The following is an 18,200-nucleotide window of genomic DNA, read 5'->3' on the forward strand; positions in this document are numbered from 1 at the left end:
CCTGCAAAATCGGTCGACGATCGAGTGCCATTTGCGTCGCACGCTAAGCCTGCCTTGGCTTCCCGGGCATCCGCCATTTTTGAGCTATCACGTCAATTTATTGGCGTCAAGATGTTGTGTTCATAAAAAATTATGAGAACTGGGTCACATTTATGCATATACTTGCGTCACGGATTCAGGGAGAGGTACGTCCGAATCCGGCGACAGGTGAGACGCAAGGAAGGGTCCGATGCCCGGCAGTGCTCCTTGCTTCCTCCTCTACTTTCCATCTCTTCAGTAGGGTTAGGTACAAGCAATGCACAAGATCAAATTCATCGCGGTTCTGATGCTGGCTGCCGCTCCGCTGGCCGCCAATGCTGCCGACGGCACCATCACCTTCAACGGCAAGGTCACCGACAAGACCTGCACCATCTCGACCCCGGGTGGCAAGGACTTCTCTGTCAACCTGCCGACGGTCTCCAAGAGCACCCTGGCTGCCGCCGGTGCCGTCGCCGGTCGTACCCCGTTCGCGATCAACCTGACCAAGTGCAGCGCCGGCAACGTCGCTACCTACTTCGAGCCGGGTTCGACCGTTGACTTCAACAGCGGCCGCCTGAACAACCAGGCTGCGGCCAATGCTGCCGGCAACGTGCAGCTGCAGCTGCTGGGCTCGAACAACCAGTTCCTGCCGGTCAAGGCCTCGGGCGCCAACCAGGCCCAGGACAACTCGCAGTGGGTGACCGTTGCTGCCGATGGCACCGCCAACCTGAACTACTACGCTGAGTACTACGCGACCGCCGCCGCGACTGCCGGTGAAGTCACCAGCAACGTCAAGTACACGATCATCTACAACTGATCGTAGCCGTACCCCGCATTGGCCGGCGTACGCGCCGGCCAGTGCTTCGCGGCCCCTGGCCACACATCTCGAGCGTAGTAATTCCGATGAAAGCAATCTTTCCCCGGGCGCTGCTGCTGGCAGCGTTCACGCTGCCCTTCTGCCAGAACGCTCTGGCCGGCGTGGTGGTCAATGGCACGCGAGTGATCTACCCGGCGCAATCGCGCGAAGTCACCGTGCAGGTCGACAACGTGGGCGACTCGCCCGCGCTGGTGCAGGCGTGGGTCGACAGTGGCGACGCCAACCAGACCGCTGATACCAGTGATGCACCGTTCGTGCTGACGCCGCCGATCAGCCGTGTCGAGCCCGGTCGCAGCCAGGCGCTGCGCCTGATCTTCTCTGGCGCGCAGCTGCCGACCGACCACGAATCGGTGTTCTGGCTCAACGTGCTGGATGTGCCGCCGTCGCCGGAAAGCGCCGACAGTGGCGAACAGAACTACCTGCAGGTCGCGTTTCGTTCGCGCCTCAAACTTTTTTATCGGCCGCAGGGCCTGAAGGGCGTCGCCAACGACGCGCCTGCAGCACTGCGCTGGACCCGCAGCGGTGATCGCCTGCGGGTGGAAAACCCCAGTCCCTTCCACGTGACCCTGGCTGAAGTGCATGCCGTGACCGGCAGCGGCGAACGACCGGTCGAAGAGCAGGGAAAGATGGTTGCACCGAAGCAGAGCCTCGATTTCGCGGCTCCGGCCGGCATCGAGCAGGTCCGCTTCATCACCATCAACGACTACGGCGGCCGGGTCGAACACACGATCCGCCTGTCCGCTACCGGGGGCTGAAAGCGCCGCGTGGGCCATTGGCCTGCGCATCCCGCAACTGCCGCCGTGCGGCGAATTGAAGGAATGTCAGTGTGATCGGAAACAGATTGACATTGTCGATCCATCAGGCGCTTTGCCTGTTGGCTGCTGGCGTCGCCTGCCCAGGATGGGCACTGGCTGCACCGGCCAATCTCGGCGAACAGGCGCTGATGGCGCAGAGCGGTGCGGCAACGGCGCGTGCGCCGGAACAGGCGCAGTTCAATTCCAGCTTCCTGTCTGGCCAGGCCAAGCAGGTCGACCTGGCAGCGTTCTCCAATGGCAACCCGATGGTTGCCGGCAACTACCGCGTCGACGTCTACGTCAACGGCGCATGGCAGGGCCGCCGCGATCTGCAGTTCAAGGCAGATGCGCAGGGCCGTGTCGATGCCTGCCTGGATGTCGCGACGCTGGAAGAGCTGGGCGTGGACAGCGAAGCGGTCCTGCTCCAGCAGGATCCGTCCGCAGCGCTGGACAAGAGCACCTGCGTGCCGGTGCAGCAGCGCATGGCCAACGCCTACGGTACCTATGACAGCGGCAACCTGCGCTACGACCTCAGCATCCCGCAGGCGTTCATGCGCCGCGAAGCACGAGGCTACGTCAATCCCGCACTGTGGGACCGCGGCATCAATGCCGGTTTCGTTGGCTACAGCTTCAATGCGATCGACAGTGACAGCCGCACCGACGGTGGCAACCGCAACCGCAGCGCCTACCTGGGCCTCAACGCAGGCCTGAACCTGGGCGGCTGGCAGTTCCGCCACGATTCCAATCTCACCTGGAACGAAGGCGACGGCCGTCATTGGCAGAGCATCGCCACCTATGCACAACGCGGTATTCCGCAGGTGCGCGGCATGCTCACCCTGGGTGAGGCCTACACCAGCGGCGAGCTGTTCGATTCGATCGGCTACCGCGGTGCCAGCCTGGCCAGCGACGATCGCATGCTGCCCGATTCGCTGCGCGGTTACGCGCCGATCGTGCGTGGCATCGCCGAGACCAATGCGCGCGTCGAAGTGCGCCAGAACCAGCAGCTGATCTATTCGGCCTCGGTGTCGCCGGGCAACTTCGTGATCGACGACCTGTACCCGACCGGTTACGGCGGCGACCTGGAAGTGAGCGTGGTCGAAGCCGATGGCCGTCGCCGCGAGTTCAAGGTTCCGTTCGGTTCGGTGCCGCAGATGCTGCGCGCCGGTGTATCCCGCTATGCGATTACTGCCGGCCAGGTCCGCAACAAGCAGCTGCGCGATGAGCCGTGGCTGATGCAGGGCACCTATCAGCGCGGCATCGGCAACCAGCTGACCCTGTACGGTGGCAGCGCGTTGAGCGATGGCTACCTCTCGCTGCTGTACGGTATCGGCGTGTCCACGCCGCTGGGTGCCTTCGCCGCTGATGTCACCCATGCCCGTACCTCGTTCGATCATTACGGCAACAGCACCGGCGCCAGCGTGCGCCTGAGCTACAGCAACATGATCGGCGAGACCGGCACCAACCTGACCCTGGCTGCTTACCGCTATTCCACTGAAGGCTTCTACAGCCTGCAGGATGCGCTGTATGCACGCGACGCCGATGATCGTGGCATCGATCCGAGCACCCGCGGCCGCCAGCGCAGCCAGTTCCAGCTGACCCTGAACCAGCCGCTCGGCCGTCGCTGGGGCGCGCTGTACGTGACCGGCTCGGTGCGTGACTTCTATGATCGCCCCGGTACTGCCAAGCAGTACCAGGTGGGCTACAACAACGCCTGGCGCTCGGTGAACTTCGGTTTCTCCGCACTGCGTACCGAAGAAGGTGCGCTGGGCCGTTCCGATACCCAGTACCTGTTGTCGATGAGCGTGCCGCTGGGCCGCGGAACCCGCCCGGTCTCGCTCAGTGCCGATGTCGGTGTGCGCGAACGCGGTGGCTACGACAGCAGTCGCGTAGGCATCACCGGCGCCGCAGGCGTGGACAACAACTTCAGCTACGGCGTGGCCCTGTCCGATACCCGCGACGGTGGCACCACCGCCGTCGGCAATGCCGAGTACCGCAGCCGCTACACCGCTTTGAACGCGACCTACGGCCATTCGCGTGACTTCCGCCAGGCATCGTTCGGTGCCAACGGCAGCCTGGTCATGCACCCGGGTGGCGTCACCTTCACCCCGCAGCGCGGTGAAACCATGGTGCTGGTCGAGGCACCGGGTGCACGTGATGCCATGGTCAGCAACGCGCCTGGCCTGCGCATCGATGGTCGCGGTTACGCCGTGGTGCCCTACGTGTCGCCGTATCGTCTCAACACCGTGACCCTGGACCCGCAGGGCATGGCTCACGATGTCGAGCTGGAAAGCAGCAGCCAGTCGATCGCTCCGTTCGCCGGTGCCATCAGCTACCTGCGCTTCGACACCCGCAAGGGCAACGCGTTGCTGATCCAGGTGCGCAACGCCGACGGTCGCACGCTGCCGTTCGGCGCGCAGGTCAAGGACGAAACTGGCCAGCCGGTGGGCATGGTCAGCCAGGGCGGCCGCCTGTACGTGCGCAGCGAGAAGAACCAGGGCAGCCTGCAGGTTGAATGGGGCTCCGGTGCTGACCAGCGCTGCACGGTTGATTACCAGGTACCGGCGGGCGCCGATGCGTCCAAGACCGGCTTCATCCCGCTGGAGGCAGCATGCCGATGATTCTCTTCCGTGGCCGCAAGGCGCTGGCCACCCTGGCCGTGCTTGGCGGCGTGCTGCTGGCCGGCCCGGCGCTGGCCACCTGCTATATCACCCAGCAGGGGTTCGTCGCGCAGGACGTGCAGATGGACATGGGTCAGATCGTCATCCTGCCCAATCTGCCAGTCGGTGGTGTGATCAAGGAACTGATCGTGCCGATCAACCAGCGCGACAACATTGGTTACTGTGATCGTTGGGGTGGCAGCGCCAACGGTCGCTTCGTGAACGCTGCGCAGCAGAGCGCTGTGCCAGGCTTCAGCAATGTCTATGCCACCGACGTAGCGGGTGTCGGTATTCGTGTCTATCGCGATTCGGGCTCCATCCAGACCTATTACCCCCACACCCTGCAATTGGGGGGCAACCGCAACTTGACCCTCAATGGCGGCCGCTTCCGGGTGGAATTGATCAAGACTGCTGCGCAGACCGGTTCGGGCACCATCGCGCCCAATGGTCGTTTCACCACCTACTATCTTGATGGCGACGGTCCCGGCCGTCCGGAACTGACCTCCACCTTCAAGGGTTCGGGCACCACCGTGGTCAGCCCGACCTGCGAAGTACAGGCCGGCAGCCGCAACATCCCGGTGGATTTCGGCAGCGTGCCCAACACCAGCTTCACCGGCGTCGGCTCCAAGGCCGTCAACCGTGATTTCGACATCCGCCTGAACTGCCAGGGCAGCAACCTTGCGCAGTTCCAGAGCAAGGTCGGCATCCGCCTGGATGCCGACCAGGATGGTTCGAACATGCCGGGCGTGCTCAAGCTGAGCGCCGCTGCCAACAGCGCTACGCGCATCGGCATCCAGATGGTGCAGCGCGATGGCAGCAGCGAGCGCGAAGTGCGTTTCGGCCAGACCATCAACGTCGGCACGACGACGGTCGGCAGCTCTACATTGAGCCTGCCGCTGCGCGCCCGCTACGTGCAGACCCAGGCCGGTACCGTGGGTGCCGGTATTGCAAACGGGCAGGCAACCTTCACCATCCAGTACGAGTGAAGGCCACGCGGCATCGGGTAGTGCCGGTCGCTGGCCGGCAACTGCAGGATTCCCGAGGCATGTGAGGTTGCCGGCCAGCGGCCGGCAACAGCCACCGGCTTACTCCAGCGCGTAGCGCAGCACGAACAGCACCGCCACCAGCCACACTGCCGGATGCACCTCGCGCCAGCGGCCGGTGCCCGCCTTCAGCGCGGCATAGGCAATGAAGCCGAAGGCCAGGCCGTTGGCGATGGAATAGGTGAACGGCATCGCCAGCGCGCACAGTGCCGCCGGCACCGACTCGGTCAGGTCGCTCCAGTCCACTTCCACCAGTTCACGCAGCATCAGCCCGGCCACGAACAGCAGCGCCGGCGCGGTGGCATAGCCGGGCACCATCGCCGCCAGTGGCGAGAACAGCAGTGCGGCCAGGAACAGCGCGGCCACCACCAGCGCGGTCAAACCGGTACGGCCACCCACCTGCACGCCAGAGGCGCTTTCGGCGAAGGCGGTGGTGCTGCTGGTGCCCAGCAGCGAGCCGGCGACAATCGCCGTGCTGTCGGCCAGCAGCGCGCGCCCGAATCGCTTCTGTGCGCCCGGCAGTTTCAGCAAGCCGGCACGGCCGACCACGCCATACAACGTGCCGGTGGCATCGAACACCTCCACCAGCACGAACACCAGCACCACCTGCAGCAGCACCGCAATCGGTGCACCACCGTTGTGGTGCAGCAGGCCGGGCAGGTCCAGCTGCAGGAAGGTCGGTGCCAGGCTCGGCGGCAACGACACCAATCCGTGGTACTGCAGATCGCCCAACGCCCAGCCGGCCGCGGTCACCGCCAGGATGCCGATCAGGATCGCGCCGCGCACACGCCGCGCTTCCAGGATCGCGATCAGCAGGAAGCCGCCCAGTGCCAGCAACGGCGGCGCGGTATTGAGCGGGCCCAGCGCGACCAGCGTGTCCTCGTTGCCGATGATCACGCCGGATTTCTGCAGCGCGATGATCGCCAGGAACAGGCCTATACCGGCCACGATCGCCGACCGCAATGAGGCCGGAATGCCCGACACCAGCCACGCGCGCACGCCGGTCAGCGACAGCACCAGGAACACCAGGCCGGAAATGAACACCGCCGCCAGCGCCTGCTGCCAGGGCAGGCCGGCAGCACCGACCACGGTGAAGGCGAAGAACGCATTCAAGCCCATGCCCGGCGCCATGCCCACCGGGAAGTTGGCCGCCAGTGCCATCACCACCGAGCCCAGCGCGGCGGCCAGGCAGGTGGCCACGAACACCGCACCTGCATCCATGCCGGTGGTGCCGAGAATCTCGGGATTGACGAAGACGATGTAGGACATCGTCAGGAACGTGGTGACACCGGCCAGCAGTTCGGTGCGCACGGTGGTGCCGTGCTGCTGCAGCTGGAACAGGCGTTCGAACAGGGACATGGGGGTTCTCACGACAATAAGGTGTCACGACCAACGGTCGTGACCTACCCAAATGCAGAACGTGGGTGCCGACCGTTGGTCGGTACGCCTTCCTTCACCACCAACGGTGGTGACCTACCTAAATGAGAAAGGCCGCGCGAGCGCGGCCTTTCCGGTTGCCTTACTTCAGCGCCTTGAAGCGCAGGCGCTTCGGCGCAGCGTCGTCGCCCATGCGGCGGCGCTTGTCTTCTTCGTACTCGCGGTAGTTGCCCTGGAAGAACTCCACGTGCGAATCGCCTTCGAACGCCAGGATGTGGGTCGCGATGCGATCCAGGAACCAGCGGTCATGCGAAATGACGAAGGTGTTGCCCGGGAACTCCAGCAGCGCATCTTCCAGCGCACGCAGGGTTTCGATGTCCAGATCGTTGGACGGTTCATCGAGCAGCAGCACGTTGCCACCCTGCAGCAGGGTCTTGGCCATGTGCAGGCGGCCACGCTCACCACCGGACAGCGAACCGACCATCTTCTGCTGGTCCTGGCCCTTGAAGTTGAAGCGGCCGATGTAGGCGCGCGACTGGATCTCGATGCCGTTGATGTTGAGGATGTCCAGGCCGCCCGCGATTTCCTGGAACACGCTGTGGTTGCCTTCCAGCGCGTCACGGCTCTGGTCGACATAGGACAGCTGCACGGTCGGGCCGACCACGATCTCGCCGGTGTCCGGCTTTTCCTTGCCGGTGATCATCTTGAACAGGGTCGACTTACCCGCACCGTTGGGGCCGATGATGCCGACGATGGCGCCCGAGGGCACCAGGAAGTTCAGGTTGTCGAACAGCAGGCGGTCGCCGAACTTCTTGGAAACGTTCTTGAATTCCATCACCGCCTGGCCCAGGCGCTCGCCCGGCGGGATGAAGATTTCATTGGTCTCGTTGCGCTTCTGGTAATCGACCGACTGCAGCTCTTCCAGGCGGGCCAGACGGGCCTTGCCCTTGGTGCGGCCGCCCTTGGCGTTCTGGCGCGACCACTCCAGTTCCTTCTGGATGGCCTTCTGGCGGGACTTCTCCTGGTTGTCTTCCTGCTTCAGGCGCTCGTCCTTCTGGGTCAGCCAGTCGGTGTAGTTGCCCTTCCACGGAATGCCGCGGCCACGGTCCAGTTCCAGGATCCACTCGGCGGCGTTGTCCAGGAAGTAGCGATCATGGGTGACCGCCACGACGGTGCCGGTGTAGCGCGCCAGGAACTGTTCCAGCCATTCCACCGACTCGGCGTCGAGGTGGTTGGTCGGTTCATCGAGCAGCAGCATGTCCGGCTTCTGCAGCAGCAGGCGGCACAATGCCACGCGGCGCTTTTCACCGCCGGACAGCTTGCCGACGATGGCCTCCCACGGTGGCAGGCGCAGCGCGTCGGCGGCCACGTCCAGCTGGTTTTCCAGGGTGTGCGCGTCACCGGCGGCGAGGATCGCCTCCAGGCGTTCCTGTTCCTTGGCCAGCGCGTCGAAATCAGCGCCTTCCTCGGCATAGGCGGCGTACACGGCGTCCAGTGCGGACTGCGCCTGCAGCACTTCGCCCACGCCTTCCTCCACCGCTTCACGCACGGTCTTGGTCGGGTCCAGCTCCGGTTCCTGCGCCAGGTAGCCGACCTTGATGCCCGGCTGCGGACGGGCCTCGCCCTCGAAATCGGTGTCCACGCCGGCCATGATCTTCAGCACGGTGGACTTGCCGGCGCCGTTCAGGCCCAGCAGGCCGATCTTCGCGCCCGGGAAGAAGGACAGCGAGATGTCCTTGATGATCTGCCGCTTGGGCGGGACCACCTTGGACACGCGGTTCATGGTGTAGATGTATTGCGAGGACATGAGGTCTCCGTAGGCGCGACCCTGCGCCCGGTCCGTCACGGGGAACTTCCCGTTGCGGCAGCGGGCACAGATTGAATTGAATACCCCCAATTATAGCCGGAACCGGTTCCGGCCCGCGCTGGCCTGAGCGCCCGGGGCTGGCCGCGGCCTGAATACCCCGTCACAGTCCCGCAGCGGGAAGCGTTTCCAGCCGGAAACCGTTCAGATCGCATGCGCAAGATGGGATCACCACCCACCCAGCAGAGGTCTCCCATGCAACTCCATCGACTCATGGCCGGCGCCGTGGCCTCCGTACTGGCGCTGGGTGCCATCGCCCCGGCCTTTGCCGACAACGACCACCGTGGCCGCGACCATGATCGCCGTGAGTGGCGCGAGGATCGCCGGGAATGGCGTCACGACCGTCGCGACTGGGAACGCGACCGCCGCGAAGCGCGCCGCGATTACCGTCACGATCGCCGCTACGACCATGGCTACTACCGTCCGGCACCGCCGCCGCCGCGCGTGGTCTACAGCCCCGGCTACCGGCCCGGCCATGGCTATGGCTGGCAGCGCGGCCACCGCTACCGCGATTACTACCGTGGCCCGATCTACGTGGTGAACGACTACCCGCGCTACCAGCTGCGCCGCCCGCCGTACGGCCACCAGTGGATCCGCGATGACCGCGGCAACATGCTGCTGGTGGCCATCGCCAGCGGCATCATCGCCGACTACATCGTCAGCAACCGCTGAGGATCGCAGCCGGCACGCGCAAGGACGAAGGGCGCCTGAGGGCGCCTTTTGTCGTCCTGCCATCGTCATCCACGCATGGCGTGGATCTACGGGAGAACCGGCAGTAGATCCACGCCATGCGTGGATGATCCGCCACAGCCGCCGGCTTGCCCGGGGATTGCAGACCATACGGGCCCGTTTCGGCCCCAGCAGGCCGGGGCGGGGCTACAATCAAGGGCTGAGTCGTACCCCTTTCCCCGCCTGCTGGAGTACCCGATGTTCCCGCGTGACGTCCGCATCGAAACCTACGATCCCGAACTGGCCAAGGCCATCGCCGCTGAGACCCAGCGCCAGGAAGACCACGTCGAGCTGATCGCCAGCGAGAACTACACCAGCCCGGCGGTGATGGAAGCACAGGGCAGCCAGCTGACCAACAAGTACGCCGAAGGCTACCCGGGCAAGCGCTACTACGGTGGCTGCGAATACGTGGACATCGCCGAGCAGCTGGCGATCGACCGCCTCAAGCAGCTGTTCGACGCGGACTATGCCAACGTGCAGCCGCACAGCGGCTCGCAGGCCAACCAGGCCGTGTACTTCGCGCTGCTGCAGCCGGGTGACACCATCCTCGGCATGAGCCTGGCCCACGGCGGCCACCTCACCCACGGCGCCAAGGTCAACGCCTCGGGCAAGCTGTTCAACGCCGTGCAGTACGGCGTCAACGACCAGGGCCTGATCGATTATGACGAAGTCGAGCGCCTGGCCCTGGAGCACAAGCCGAAGATGGTCGTGGCCGGCTTCTCGGCCTACTCGCAGGTGATCGACTGGGCGCGCTTCCGCGCCATCGCCGACAAGGTCGGTGCCTACCTGTTCGTCGACATGGCGCACGTTGCCGGCCTGGTTGCCGCTGGGGTCTACCCGAGCCCGCTGGAACATGCCCACGTGGTCACCTCGACCACCCACAAGACCCTGCGCGGCCCGCGCGGCGGCTTCATCGTCGCCAAGGGCGCCGACGAGGACCTGGTCAAGAAGCTGCAGTCGATCGTGTTCCCGGGCATCCAGGGCGGTCCGCTGATGCATGTCATCGCCGGCAAGGCCGTGGCCTTCAAGGAAGCACTGGAGCCTGGCTTCAAGACTTACCAGCAGCAGGTGGTGAAGAACGCCCAGGCGATGGCCAACACGCTGATCGCGCGCGGCTACAAGATCGTCTCCGGCGGTACCCAGAACCACCTGATGCTGGTCGACATGATCGGCAAGGACGTGTCCGGCAAGGACGCGGAAGCCGCGCTGGGCAAGGCCCACATCACCGTCAACAAGAACTCGGTGCCGAACGACCCGCGTTCGCCGTTCGTGACCTCGGGCCTGCGCCTGGGCACTCCGGCGGTGACCACTCGTGGTTATGTGGAACAGGACTGCGTGGACCTGGCCAACTGGATCGCCGACGTGCTCGACGCGCCGGCCGATGAAGCCGTCATTGCCCGCGTGCGCGATGCCGTCAGCGCGCAGTGCCGCAAGTACCCGGTTTACGGTTGATCGGGCACTGGGGTCGGATCCCTTCCTTGTGGGAAGGGCTCTGACCCCGGGCACCTGAGTACCGCGCATGGATGAGCGCCGCCTCAAGTATCTCTATGCAGCGCTGGCGGTGCCGTTGGGTGCACCCAGCGTGCTGTTCGGCGGGGCGATGGCGGTGATCGGCATGGCGGGAAGCGTGCTTTCACTCGCCGACGGCACTGTCGATCTGCCCAGCCAGGCGTTGATGCTGGTGTGGGGATTGGCCGGCCTCGCCGGTTGCCTTGCTTGGCTCGATCTCAGTTGTGGATACCTGTTTGGAGGACGCAGCGCACTGCGCACCCGCAGCCGGGTGCAGTGGGGCGCGCTGCTGCTTGGCATGCTCGCGGCGCTGCCGCTGTTGGGCATGGGGCTGTGGCTGGGAATCACACACGGCGTTGAGGGATTGGGTCTGCTGCTGACGGGGCCTTCGCTGCTGGTTCCGGCCGCCATGCTTTTGTGGCTGCGACCGCGCGCTTGAAGCGAGCGACCTTAGCGCTTGAAGCGAGCGACCTTAAAAGAGATTCGAACGCATGGATGAGCGTCTGCACAAACGCCTGTATATCGCCCAATGCCTGCTGCTGGGATTGCCTGCATTGGTGGCCGGTGGTGGCGTCGCCGCGTTCGGCATCTACACCTTTCTGGTCCGTCATGGACTGATGCGCGGCGACGAAGGTGCCGTGCTGTTCCTGTGGGCGAGTGCCGGCATTGCCGGGTTGCTGGCATGGCTGTGGCTCAGCATCCGTTACCTGCGGCGGGGGCGCGATGGCGTGCGGCAGTCACCAGCGCTGCCATGGATCGGGCTGGTGCTTGGCGCCATCGCGGCACTGGCCGTGGTCGGCGTCGTGCTTTTCAGCCTGTTTGCCGGCAGCCCCTGGCAGGTGCTGGGGTATCTGGTACTGGGCGTGCCGTTGCTGGTACCGGCTGCGCATCTGGTGTGGCTGCGTCGCGCTCCGGGCCTTGCCGGACAAGGCTGATCGCCGCCTGCATTTGCTGCAAAACCCCTTCTCAGGTACCGTTGCGACGCTGCCACGACCGTGGCAGCAGGTATTTCCCCGAGCCAGGCGTTCAATGCATTGCCCCTTCTGCCAGCATGCCGATACACGGGTCATCGATTCGCGCGTCTCCGAAGACGGCGCGACGATTCGTCGTCGGCGTGAGTGCGAGGCGTGCAGCGAACGCTTCAGTACTTTGGAAACCGTTGAACTGAAGCTGCCGGCCATCGTCAAGAGCGATGGCACCCGCGAAGCCTTCGATGCCCGCAAGGTCCGCGCCGGCTTTGACCGAGCGCTGCAGAAGCGCGCGGTGCCGGAAGAGAAGATCGAAGCGGCGGTACGCGCGGTGGTGCATCAGCTGCGTATCAGCGGCGAACGCGAAGTGCCCTCGATCAAGGTTGGCGAGTTCGTCATGAATGAACTGCGCAAGCTCGACCATGTTGGTTATGTGCGTTTCGCCTCGGTCTACCGCAGCTTCGAGGACGTGGCCGATTTCCGCGAGGAGATCGAGAAGCTCGAACGCGACCTGCCGTCGAGCACCGAACAATTGCAGCTGCTGGGCGATGTGATCGCCCTGACCAAGAAGAAGAAGGGCTGACGCCCGTTGCTCTGGTAGATGCCAACCTTGGTTGGCGCTGTGCCGCCATCCACGCATGGCGTGGATCTACTGGACTCTGCCAACCTTGGCTGGCGTCGTGCCGTCCATCCACGCATGGCGTGGATCCATACCAACGGCGCTACCATGGTGGCATGAGCACATCGTTCACCGTCCTTGACCACCTGCACATGGCCACCGCATTGCGGCTCGCCGAGCGTGGTGCGTATACCACCCGTCCCAATCCGATGGTCGGCTGTGTGATCGCCCATGGCGAGCGCGTGGTCGGGCAGGGCTGGCACCAGCGTGCCGGCGGCCCGCATGCCGAAGTGTTCGCATTGCGCGAGGCCGGCACCGACGCGCGTGGCGCCACCGCCTACGTCACCCTGGAACCGTGCGCGCATTACGGACGCACGCCGCCGTGCGCGTTGGCGCTGATAGACGCCGGCGTGTCGCGTGTTGTGGCCGCGATGCGCGACCCGTTCCCGAAAGTGGATGGCGGTGGTTTCGATCTGCTGCGCGAAGCTGGCATCGAGGTCGCCGAGGGCTTGATGGCCGAGCAGGCGCGCGAACTCAACAGGGGCTTCCTGTCGCGCGTGGAGCGCAATCGTCCGTGGCTGCGGGTGAAGCTGGCGGCCAGCCTGGATGGCCGTACCGCGATGGCCGACGGCAGCTCGAAGTGGATCACCGGGCCCGCCGCGCGCGAGGACGTGCAGCACTGGCGCGCGCGCGCTGGTGCGATCCTGACCGGTGCCGACACCGTGATCGCCGACGACCCGATGTTGACCGTGCGCTTGGCCGACACCGAGGTGATGCCACCACTGCGCGTGGTGCTGGATTCGCGCCTGCGCTCGCTGGAATGCAGCCGTGTGCGCGAGGGTGGGGCACCGACGCTGTACCTGCACGATGCGATGATCAGCCCGCCCGACGCAGCCGACGCGGCATTCGCCAGCGTGGCCGTGCGTCACGGCCGCCTGGATCTGGGCGCGGTTCTGGCGCTGCTGGCCGAACGCGGCATCAACGAAGTGCACACCGAAGCCGGCGCGACGCTGGCCGGTGCGCTGCTGCGCGGTGGCTGGGTGGACGAGCTGCTGCTGTACCAGGCGCCGACGCTGCTCGGCGACAGCGGCCGCCCGCTGCTGGCTGGTCTTGGCATCGACGCGATGGACCAGCAGCGCCGCCTGCGCGTGGTCGATCAGCGCCAGGTGGGTGAGGATCTGCGTCTGCTGCTGCGCCCCTGAAAAAGGGACGGAGGGGATTAAGTCGTTTATGCCACAAACGACTTAATCCCCTCCGTCCCTTTTTCAATTCGGCAGGTGCTCGTTCCACTCGAAGAACGGCAGGAACGCATCCGCCAGTCCGCTCATCAGCGGCGTTGGGTTCTGTACGTGCCAGGCGCCACCATCATGGTCGCGCTTGAACGACACCGTGATGGTTCGTTCCCGGTCGGGTGCCACGGCGATCATCTGCGTATATGCCATCGCCAGTTCACTTGCCATCTGCGGCGGGTGCGGCCCATTGAATGGCACGGGATGCTGTCGATACACGGGTAGCAGTGCCGACAGGTCGGGCAGGTGGCAGCGATAGTCGACGTCGGCGCTGCTGGTCTGCGCATGGCGCACGCTGTCGGTAGCGCAATGCACTAAGGCCTGCCGCTTGCGTAGCGCCGCCGCAGCCTTCGGCCAATCAGCCAGTTCGGGCGCCTCGTCCAGATGACTTGCACCCGCCAGTGCCGCCGCGAGGGCAGTCCCGTTATCGGTATCGAGATAGCGGGCCAGCGTTGCCTGTGCTGCTGCATCGCCGTGCACGATCACCTGTGCATACAGGTCGAATACCTGCACGGGCGTCAGCGCAGGTGCCGACGCCAGTGCAGTACCAGGGGCCAGCAGCAGCGCAGCCAGCCGCAGTTGTTTCAGCAGAACCACCTCACGCGCACTCGTCGGTCCACATCATCTCGGCCATCGGCCGCAGCGACTTGCACTCCTGCGTCATCTCCTCGGCCGACATCACCTGCGTCTTGGCCTTCAGCTCTTCGGCCATCGCATCAACACCGCTGATCTGGTCCGGCGCAATTTTCGCCACGCAGCTGCGGTGCTGTTGCAGCAGCAGGTCGCAGGCTGGCACGCCGGTCACCTTCGGTGCCTTGGCCGCTTCAACGTCCTGGATCCATTCTTCGAACGGCGCCAGCGCACCCAGCACCGGGCCCACCAGATCATCGAAGTTGCTGCTGTACCAGTAGCCCTTGTCCTTGGCGGTGTACAGGGTCAGGGTGCCGGCCACTGCCTTGCGCGGGCCACTCTTCAGGGCCTCGGTATAGGCCTCGGTGAAGCGGGTGCGGGTGGCCTGCACATCACTGGTCAAGCTGGCAGTGAACAACGGCTGCACGCTGCCCAGGTCGGCCAGCTGGCAGCTGAAATCGACTTTGGCGATCTTCTGGTCATCCACGTACTCGTTGTCTTCCACCGTGCTGCGCGTGGCACGGCACTGCGAGGCCTTCAGCGCCTTGGCGTACATCGCTTCGGCCGCTGCGGGATCGCCCTTCACGCCGGCCACGGCCAGCACCGTCTGCCACGGTTCGGCCAGGGCCAGGGCCATCATGCCCGGCACCGGCGTTACCGAGTCCTGGCCATCGAAGGCCGGCTTCAGCGCGTCGTTGAGCGTGCGCGCGGCAGCGGCATCGTCTTCCAGCAATGCGCGTGCATAGAGGTCGAAGGTCTGTTCCGGCGTCAGCTGCGCCGGTGCGGCCGAAGCGAACAACGGGGCGCACAGCAGTGCAGTGGCCAGCAGGCCGCGGATCGGGGTCTTCATGACGGTGTTCCTGTTCCAGAGGGCGGCAAGCCTAGCGCACTTGCCATGGCATTCGATGGTGCGCGACAGCCAAGCATATTGCGCGCGGCGGCCAACAAAAAACGGGCCCCTTGCGGGACCCGTTCGATCACACGACGAGGATCGGGCAATCAGAAGCTGGCGCGCACGCCGGCCGAGTACTGGGTGACGTCGCGGTAGCCGGAGATCTCGCCGACCAGACCCCAGGTGCGGGTGAAGTTGATCTGGCCGCCGACGGTGCCGACCCAGGTGCCCTTGAACTCGTTGCCGCCGTCCATGTAACCGGCCTTGATCCAGGCTTCGGTCATGCGCGAAGGCTTGCCACGCAGGCCCATGGTGGCACGCACCAGGTTGGTGTGGTCCTTGATGGTGAAGCGGCCGTAGTCCACGTCCTTGACGGTCACTTCCGCCTGCTGGCGGACCCAGGCAATGTCAGCGGTGTAATCGACGCGATCACTGAAGGGCATGTGGTAACCGACGCCCAGCTCCGGCTGGTTCAACTTCAGCTTCATCGAGCCGTAGTCGTAGTCGTATGACTTGCTGCCGTAGTTCCAGCCGCCGAACACGTGCACCTGCTCGGCCAGCGCGATCGAACCGCGCACATAGCCACCATCGACCTTCGGGTCGTTGAATGCTTCGTCGTCGGTCTTGACCTGGGTCCAGCCGCCTTCAACGTAGGTGTAGCTCAGGGCGTCGGCCGAGGCCGAGAACGGGGCGGCGGCCAGCAGGGCGGCCACGATCAGGATCTTGCGCATGGGAATTCCTGTGAATTTCAGTCCATTGGCGGTCCACCTGTGCGGCAGTCCGTGGCGACCTCATGTCGTCCGAGCGCCGATTTTAATGAAAGTTTTACGAAATGCGAGCGACGGCCGTCACAGGCCAGGGCACGCCCCGGGTCATCCGACCCCGTTCAGCCCGGGCTGTTACACTGGGCGGGCCGGTTCGCCGGTACACAAACGTCTTCAGGGCGGGGTGCAATTCCCCACCGGCGGTAGGTGCGCAAGCACGAGCCCGCGAGCGCCCCGGCCTTACCGTCGGGGGTCAGCAGATCCGGTCCAATGCCGGAGCCGACGGTCATAGTCCGGATGAAAGAAGACGGTGCCACAGGGCCTTTGCGGCCCTGCGCCCGCCTGTTTGCCTTGCGGCGTTTTTCGCTCACTTTTCGCGGAGAACGTTACTTGTTTACTGGAATCATCGAAGGCGTCGGCCGTCTGGCCGCTCGCGAATCCATCGGCGGCGATGTCCGCTTCACCTTCAACGTCGGGAATCTGCCGTTCGACAACGTGCAGATGGGCGAGAGCATCGCCATCAACGGCGTCTGCCTCACCGTCATCGCGTTCGACGCCGGCAGCTTCCAGGCCGATGCGTCCACCGAGACCCTGGGCCTGACCACGCTGGGCCAGCTGGCCGAAGGTGCAGTCATCAACCTCGAACGTGCCATGCGCCCGACCGACCGCCTCGGCGGCCACCTGGTCAGCGGCCACGTCGACGGCCTCGGCCAGGTGCTGTCCATCCACGAAGATGCCCGCGCGCAGCGTTGGCGTTTCGCCGCGCCGGCCGCGCTGCGCCGCTACATCGCCAAGAAGGGCTCCATCTGCGTGGACGGCGTCAGCCTCACCGTCAACGAAGTGGACGACGAAGGCTTTGAAGTGGCGCTGATCCCGCACACCGTGGCCAATACCGCGTTCTCCGCCACCGGCGTGGGCAGCGCGATCAATCTTGAAATCGATCTGGTCGCTCGTTATGTGGAACGCCTGATCAGTGTGCCGACCAACGGTCTGCACCCACAGGGAGATACCCCATGAACTTCGCCCCCATCCCCGACATCCTGGAAGACATCCGCCTGGGCCGCATGGTCGTCATCGTCGATGACGAAGACCGCGAGAACGAAGGCGACCTGATCATGGCGGCCGAGCTGGTCAAGGCCAGCGACATCAACTTCATGGTCACCCACGGCCGCGGCCTGGTGTGCCTGCCGCTGACCCGCACCCGCGCCGCCGACCTCGGCCTGGCGCCGATGGTGCAGGCCAATACCGCGCAGTTCCAGACCAACTTCACCGTCAGCATCGAGGCCGCCGAAGGTGTCACCACCGGCATCTCGGCGCATGACCGCGCGCACACCATCCGCACCGCGGTGAAGCCCAACGCCAAGCCGGCCGACCTGCACCAGCCGGGCCACATCTTCCCGCTGATCGCCCAGCCGGGTGGTGTGCTGACCCGTGCCGGCCACACCGAAGCAGCCGCGGACCTGGCCATGCTGGCGGGCCTCGAACCGGCCGGCGTGCTGGTGGAGATCCTCAACCCCGACGGCAGCATGGCGCGCCGCCCGGAACTGGAAGTGTTCGCCCGCGAGCACGGCCTGAAGATGGGCTCCATCGCCGATCTGATCGCCTACCGCCTGGCCACCGAAAAGACCGTCGAGCGCGTCGATGAGCGCGAGATCGAGACCGAATTCGGTCCGTTCAAGCTGGTCACCTACCGCGACCGCATCGCCCACGACCTGCATTTCGCTCTGGTCCGTGGCACCCCGGATGCCGACACCCCGACCCTGGTGCGCGTGCAGGTGGAAAACCCGTTGGCCGACCTGCTGCACTGGCGTCGCGACGACTTCGGCGTGGCCGCGACCGATGCCCTACGCGCGATCGATGCCGAAGGCGCCGGCGTGATGGTGGTGCTGCAGGCCCCGCGCGACGGCGAAGGCCTGCTGGCCCGCCTGCGCCAGCAGCCGGCGCCGGTGGTGCCGGGCAAGGACAAGGACGTGAGCCAGTGGCGCCGCAACGGTGCCGGTGCGCAGATCCTGTCCGACCTGGGCCTGGGCAAGCTGCGCGTGCTGGGCACCCCGCGCCGCCAGATCGGCCTGGCCGGGTACGGCCTGGAAGTGGTGGAGACGGTCACCCCGTAACCCCCTTGGCGTGGAAGAAAACAAGGGGGAAACCCACGACGCCACCTTGTGGGTGG

At 65.4% G+C, this 18,200-nt stretch carries 17 protein-coding genes and 1 riboswitch; of the genes, 12 read left to right on the forward strand and 5 right to left on the reverse strand.

Annotation, left to right across the window (positions count from 1 at the left end):
- Positions 1-295: 295 nt before the first annotated feature.
- The 4 genes from AC27VL_RS15800 (at position 296) to AC27VL_RS15815 (ending at position 5,332) form a co-directional block, all read left to right on the forward strand.
- Positions 296-835 carry a fimbrial protein gene (locus tag AC27VL_RS15800; RefSeq protein ID WP_049469455.1) on the forward strand — a complete coding sequence of 180 codons (540 nt, stop codon included), beginning with the start codon at positions 296-298 and terminating at the stop codon, positions 833-835.
- A gap of 86 nt (positions 836-921) precedes the next feature.
- On the forward strand, positions 922-1,650 hold the full coding sequence (locus tag AC27VL_RS15805) for a fimbrial biogenesis chaperone (RefSeq protein ID WP_089238705.1): 729 nt from the start codon (positions 922-924) through the stop codon (positions 1,648-1,650).
- 92 nt (positions 1,651-1,742) lie between these two features.
- Entirely contained in the window at positions 1,743-4,307 is a 2,565-nt protein-coding gene (locus tag AC27VL_RS15810) for a fimbria/pilus outer membrane usher protein (protein WP_100551532.1), read from the forward strand.
- On the forward strand, positions 4,298-5,332 hold the full coding sequence (locus AC27VL_RS15815) for a fimbrial protein (RefSeq protein WP_488767298.1): 1,035 nt from the start codon (positions 4,298-4,300) through the stop codon (positions 5,330-5,332). The genes AC27VL_RS15810 and AC27VL_RS15815 overlap by 10 nt, the downstream gene beginning before the upstream one ends.
- A gap of 99 nt (positions 5,333-5,431) precedes the next feature.
- On the opposite strand, the gene AC27VL_RS15820 is transcribed toward AC27VL_RS15815, so the two are convergent.
- Positions 5,432-6,748 carry an NCS2 family permease gene (locus AC27VL_RS15820; RefSeq protein WP_025876668.1) on the reverse strand — a complete coding sequence of 439 codons (1,317 nt, stop codon included), beginning with the start codon at positions 6,746-6,748 and terminating at the stop codon, positions 5,432-5,434.
- Positions 6,749-6,908: 160 nt separating this feature from the next.
- Positions 6,909-8,573: an energy-dependent translational throttle protein EttA gene (ettA, locus tag AC27VL_RS15825; RefSeq protein ID WP_100551534.1), complete on the reverse strand. Its 1,665-nt coding sequence runs from the start codon at positions 8,571-8,573 to the stop codon at positions 6,909-6,911.
- A 252-nt stretch (positions 8,574-8,825) separates the two neighbouring features.
- Here ettA and AC27VL_RS15830 point away from each other — a divergent pair, with 252 nt between their 5' ends.
- From AC27VL_RS15830 to ribD, 6 genes are all read left to right on the forward strand, one after another.
- Positions 8,826-9,302: an RcnB family protein gene (locus AC27VL_RS15830; protein WP_100551535.1), complete on the forward strand. Its 477-nt coding sequence runs from the start codon at positions 8,826-8,828 to the stop codon at positions 9,300-9,302.
- A gap of 255 nt (positions 9,303-9,557) precedes the next feature.
- Positions 9,558-10,811 (forward strand): serine hydroxymethyltransferase, encoded by a 1,254-nt coding sequence (gene glyA / locus AC27VL_RS15835; protein ID WP_488767299.1) that lies wholly within the window; start codon positions 9,558-9,560, stop codon positions 10,809-10,811.
- Positions 10,812-10,878: 67 nt separating this feature from the next.
- Positions 10,879-11,307 carry a hypothetical protein gene (locus AC27VL_RS15840; protein WP_100551537.1) on the forward strand — a complete coding sequence of 143 codons (429 nt, stop codon included), beginning with the start codon at positions 10,879-10,881 and terminating at the stop codon, positions 11,305-11,307.
- 52 nt (positions 11,308-11,359) lie between these two features.
- Entirely contained in the window at positions 11,360-11,803 is a 444-nt protein-coding gene (locus tag AC27VL_RS15845) for a hypothetical protein (protein ID WP_488767300.1), read from the forward strand.
- 94 nt (positions 11,804-11,897) lie between these two features.
- Complete coding sequence (gene nrdR / locus AC27VL_RS15850) at positions 11,898-12,419, forward strand: transcriptional regulator NrdR (RefSeq protein ID WP_089238721.1); 522 nt, start codon at positions 11,898-11,900, stop codon at positions 12,417-12,419.
- A 152-nt stretch (positions 12,420-12,571) separates the two neighbouring features.
- Positions 12,572-13,657 carry a bifunctional diaminohydroxyphosphoribosylaminopyrimidine deaminase/5-amino-6-(5-phosphoribosylamino)uracil reductase RibD gene (ribD, locus tag AC27VL_RS15855; RefSeq protein WP_488767301.1) on the forward strand — a complete coding sequence of 362 codons (1,086 nt, stop codon included), beginning with the start codon at positions 12,572-12,574 and terminating at the stop codon, positions 13,655-13,657.
- 63 nt (positions 13,658-13,720) lie between these two features.
- Here ribD and AC27VL_RS15860 read toward each other — a convergent pair whose 3' ends face one another.
- The 3 genes from AC27VL_RS15860 to AC27VL_RS15870 all read right to left on the reverse strand — a co-directional run bounded on the left by AC27VL_RS15860 (position 13,721) and on the right by AC27VL_RS15870 (position 15,997).
- Positions 13,721-14,341 carry a hypothetical protein gene (locus AC27VL_RS15860; protein ID WP_488767302.1) on the reverse strand — a complete coding sequence of 207 codons (621 nt, stop codon included), beginning with the start codon at positions 14,339-14,341 and terminating at the stop codon, positions 13,721-13,723.
- 1 nt (position 14,342) lies between these two features.
- Positions 14,343-15,224, reverse strand: a complete 882-nt coding sequence (locus AC27VL_RS15865; protein WP_346559214.1) for a hypothetical protein — start codon at positions 15,222-15,224, stop codon at positions 14,343-14,345.
- A 149-nt stretch (positions 15,225-15,373) separates the two neighbouring features.
- Positions 15,374-15,997 carry an outer membrane beta-barrel protein gene (locus tag AC27VL_RS15870; RefSeq protein ID WP_100551543.1) on the reverse strand — a complete coding sequence of 208 codons (624 nt, stop codon included), beginning with the start codon at positions 15,995-15,997 and terminating at the stop codon, positions 15,374-15,376.
- 199 nt (positions 15,998-16,196) lie between these two features.
- Positions 16,197-16,343: riboswitch (FMN riboswitch) on the forward strand.
- Positions 16,344-16,420: 77 nt separating this feature from the next.
- Here AC27VL_RS15870 and AC27VL_RS15875 point away from each other — a divergent pair.
- Both AC27VL_RS15875 and ribB read left to right on the forward strand, forming a co-directional pair.
- Positions 16,421-17,047 (forward strand): riboflavin synthase, encoded by a 627-nt coding sequence (locus AC27VL_RS15875; RefSeq protein ID WP_478035017.1) that lies wholly within the window; start codon positions 16,421-16,423, stop codon positions 17,045-17,047.
- Positions 17,044-18,144 (forward strand): 3,4-dihydroxy-2-butanone-4-phosphate synthase, encoded by a 1,101-nt coding sequence (gene ribB / locus AC27VL_RS15880; protein ID WP_488767303.1) that lies wholly within the window; start codon positions 17,044-17,046, stop codon positions 18,142-18,144. The genes AC27VL_RS15875 and ribB overlap by 4 nt, the downstream gene beginning before the upstream one ends.
- The last annotated feature ends 56 nt before the right edge of the window (positions 18,145-18,200 follow it).

Source organism: Stenotrophomonas sp. 14P6.2.3 (genome assembly GCF_057799055.1).

What these genes read in the sequence shown, in the direction of transcription:
- AC27VL_RS15820 (WP_025876668.1), bottom strand. Translation starts at nt 6,748, where the DNA reads ATGTCCCTGTTCGAACGCCTGTTCCAGCTGCAGCAGCACGGCACCACC.
- AC27VL_RS15805 (WP_089238705.1), top strand. Translation starts at nt 922, where the DNA reads ATGAAAGCAATCTTTCCCCGGGCGCTGCTGCTGGCAGCGTTCACGCTG.
- AC27VL_RS15870 (WP_100551543.1), bottom strand. Translation starts at nt 15,997, where the DNA reads ATGCGCAAGATCCTGATCGTGGCCGCCCTGCTGGCCGCCGCCCCGTTC.
- AC27VL_RS15865 (WP_346559214.1), bottom strand. Translation starts at nt 15,224, where the DNA reads ATGAAGACCCCGATCCGCGGCCTGCTGGCCACTGCACTGCTGTGCGCC.
- glyA (WP_488767299.1), top strand. Translation starts at nt 9,558, where the DNA reads ATGTTCCCGCGTGACGTCCGCATCGAAACCTACGATCCCGAACTGGCC.
- AC27VL_RS15840 (WP_100551537.1), top strand. Translation starts at nt 10,879, where the DNA reads ATGGATGAGCGCCGCCTCAAGTATCTCTATGCAGCGCTGGCGGTGCCG.
- ribD (WP_488767301.1), top strand. Translation starts at nt 12,572, where the DNA reads ATGAGCACATCGTTCACCGTCCTTGACCACCTGCACATGGCCACCGCA.
- ettA (WP_100551534.1), bottom strand. Translation starts at nt 8,573, where the DNA reads ATGTCCTCGCAATACATCTACACCATGAACCGCGTGTCCAAGGTGGTC.
- AC27VL_RS15845 (WP_488767300.1), top strand. Translation starts at nt 11,360, where the DNA reads ATGGATGAGCGTCTGCACAAACGCCTGTATATCGCCCAATGCCTGCTG.
- AC27VL_RS15815 (WP_488767298.1), top strand. Translation starts at nt 4,298, where the DNA reads ATGCCGATGATTCTCTTCCGTGGCCGCAAGGCGCTGGCCACCCTGGCC.
- ribB (WP_488767303.1), top strand. Translation starts at nt 17,044, where the DNA reads ATGAACTTCGCCCCCATCCCCGACATCCTGGAAGACATCCGCCTGGGC.
- AC27VL_RS15800 (WP_049469455.1), top strand. Translation starts at nt 296, where the DNA reads ATGCACAAGATCAAATTCATCGCGGTTCTGATGCTGGCTGCCGCTCCG.
- nrdR (WP_089238721.1), top strand. Translation starts at nt 11,898, where the DNA reads ATGCATTGCCCCTTCTGCCAGCATGCCGATACACGGGTCATCGATTCG.
- AC27VL_RS15830 (WP_100551535.1), top strand. Translation starts at nt 8,826, where the DNA reads ATGCAACTCCATCGACTCATGGCCGGCGCCGTGGCCTCCGTACTGGCG.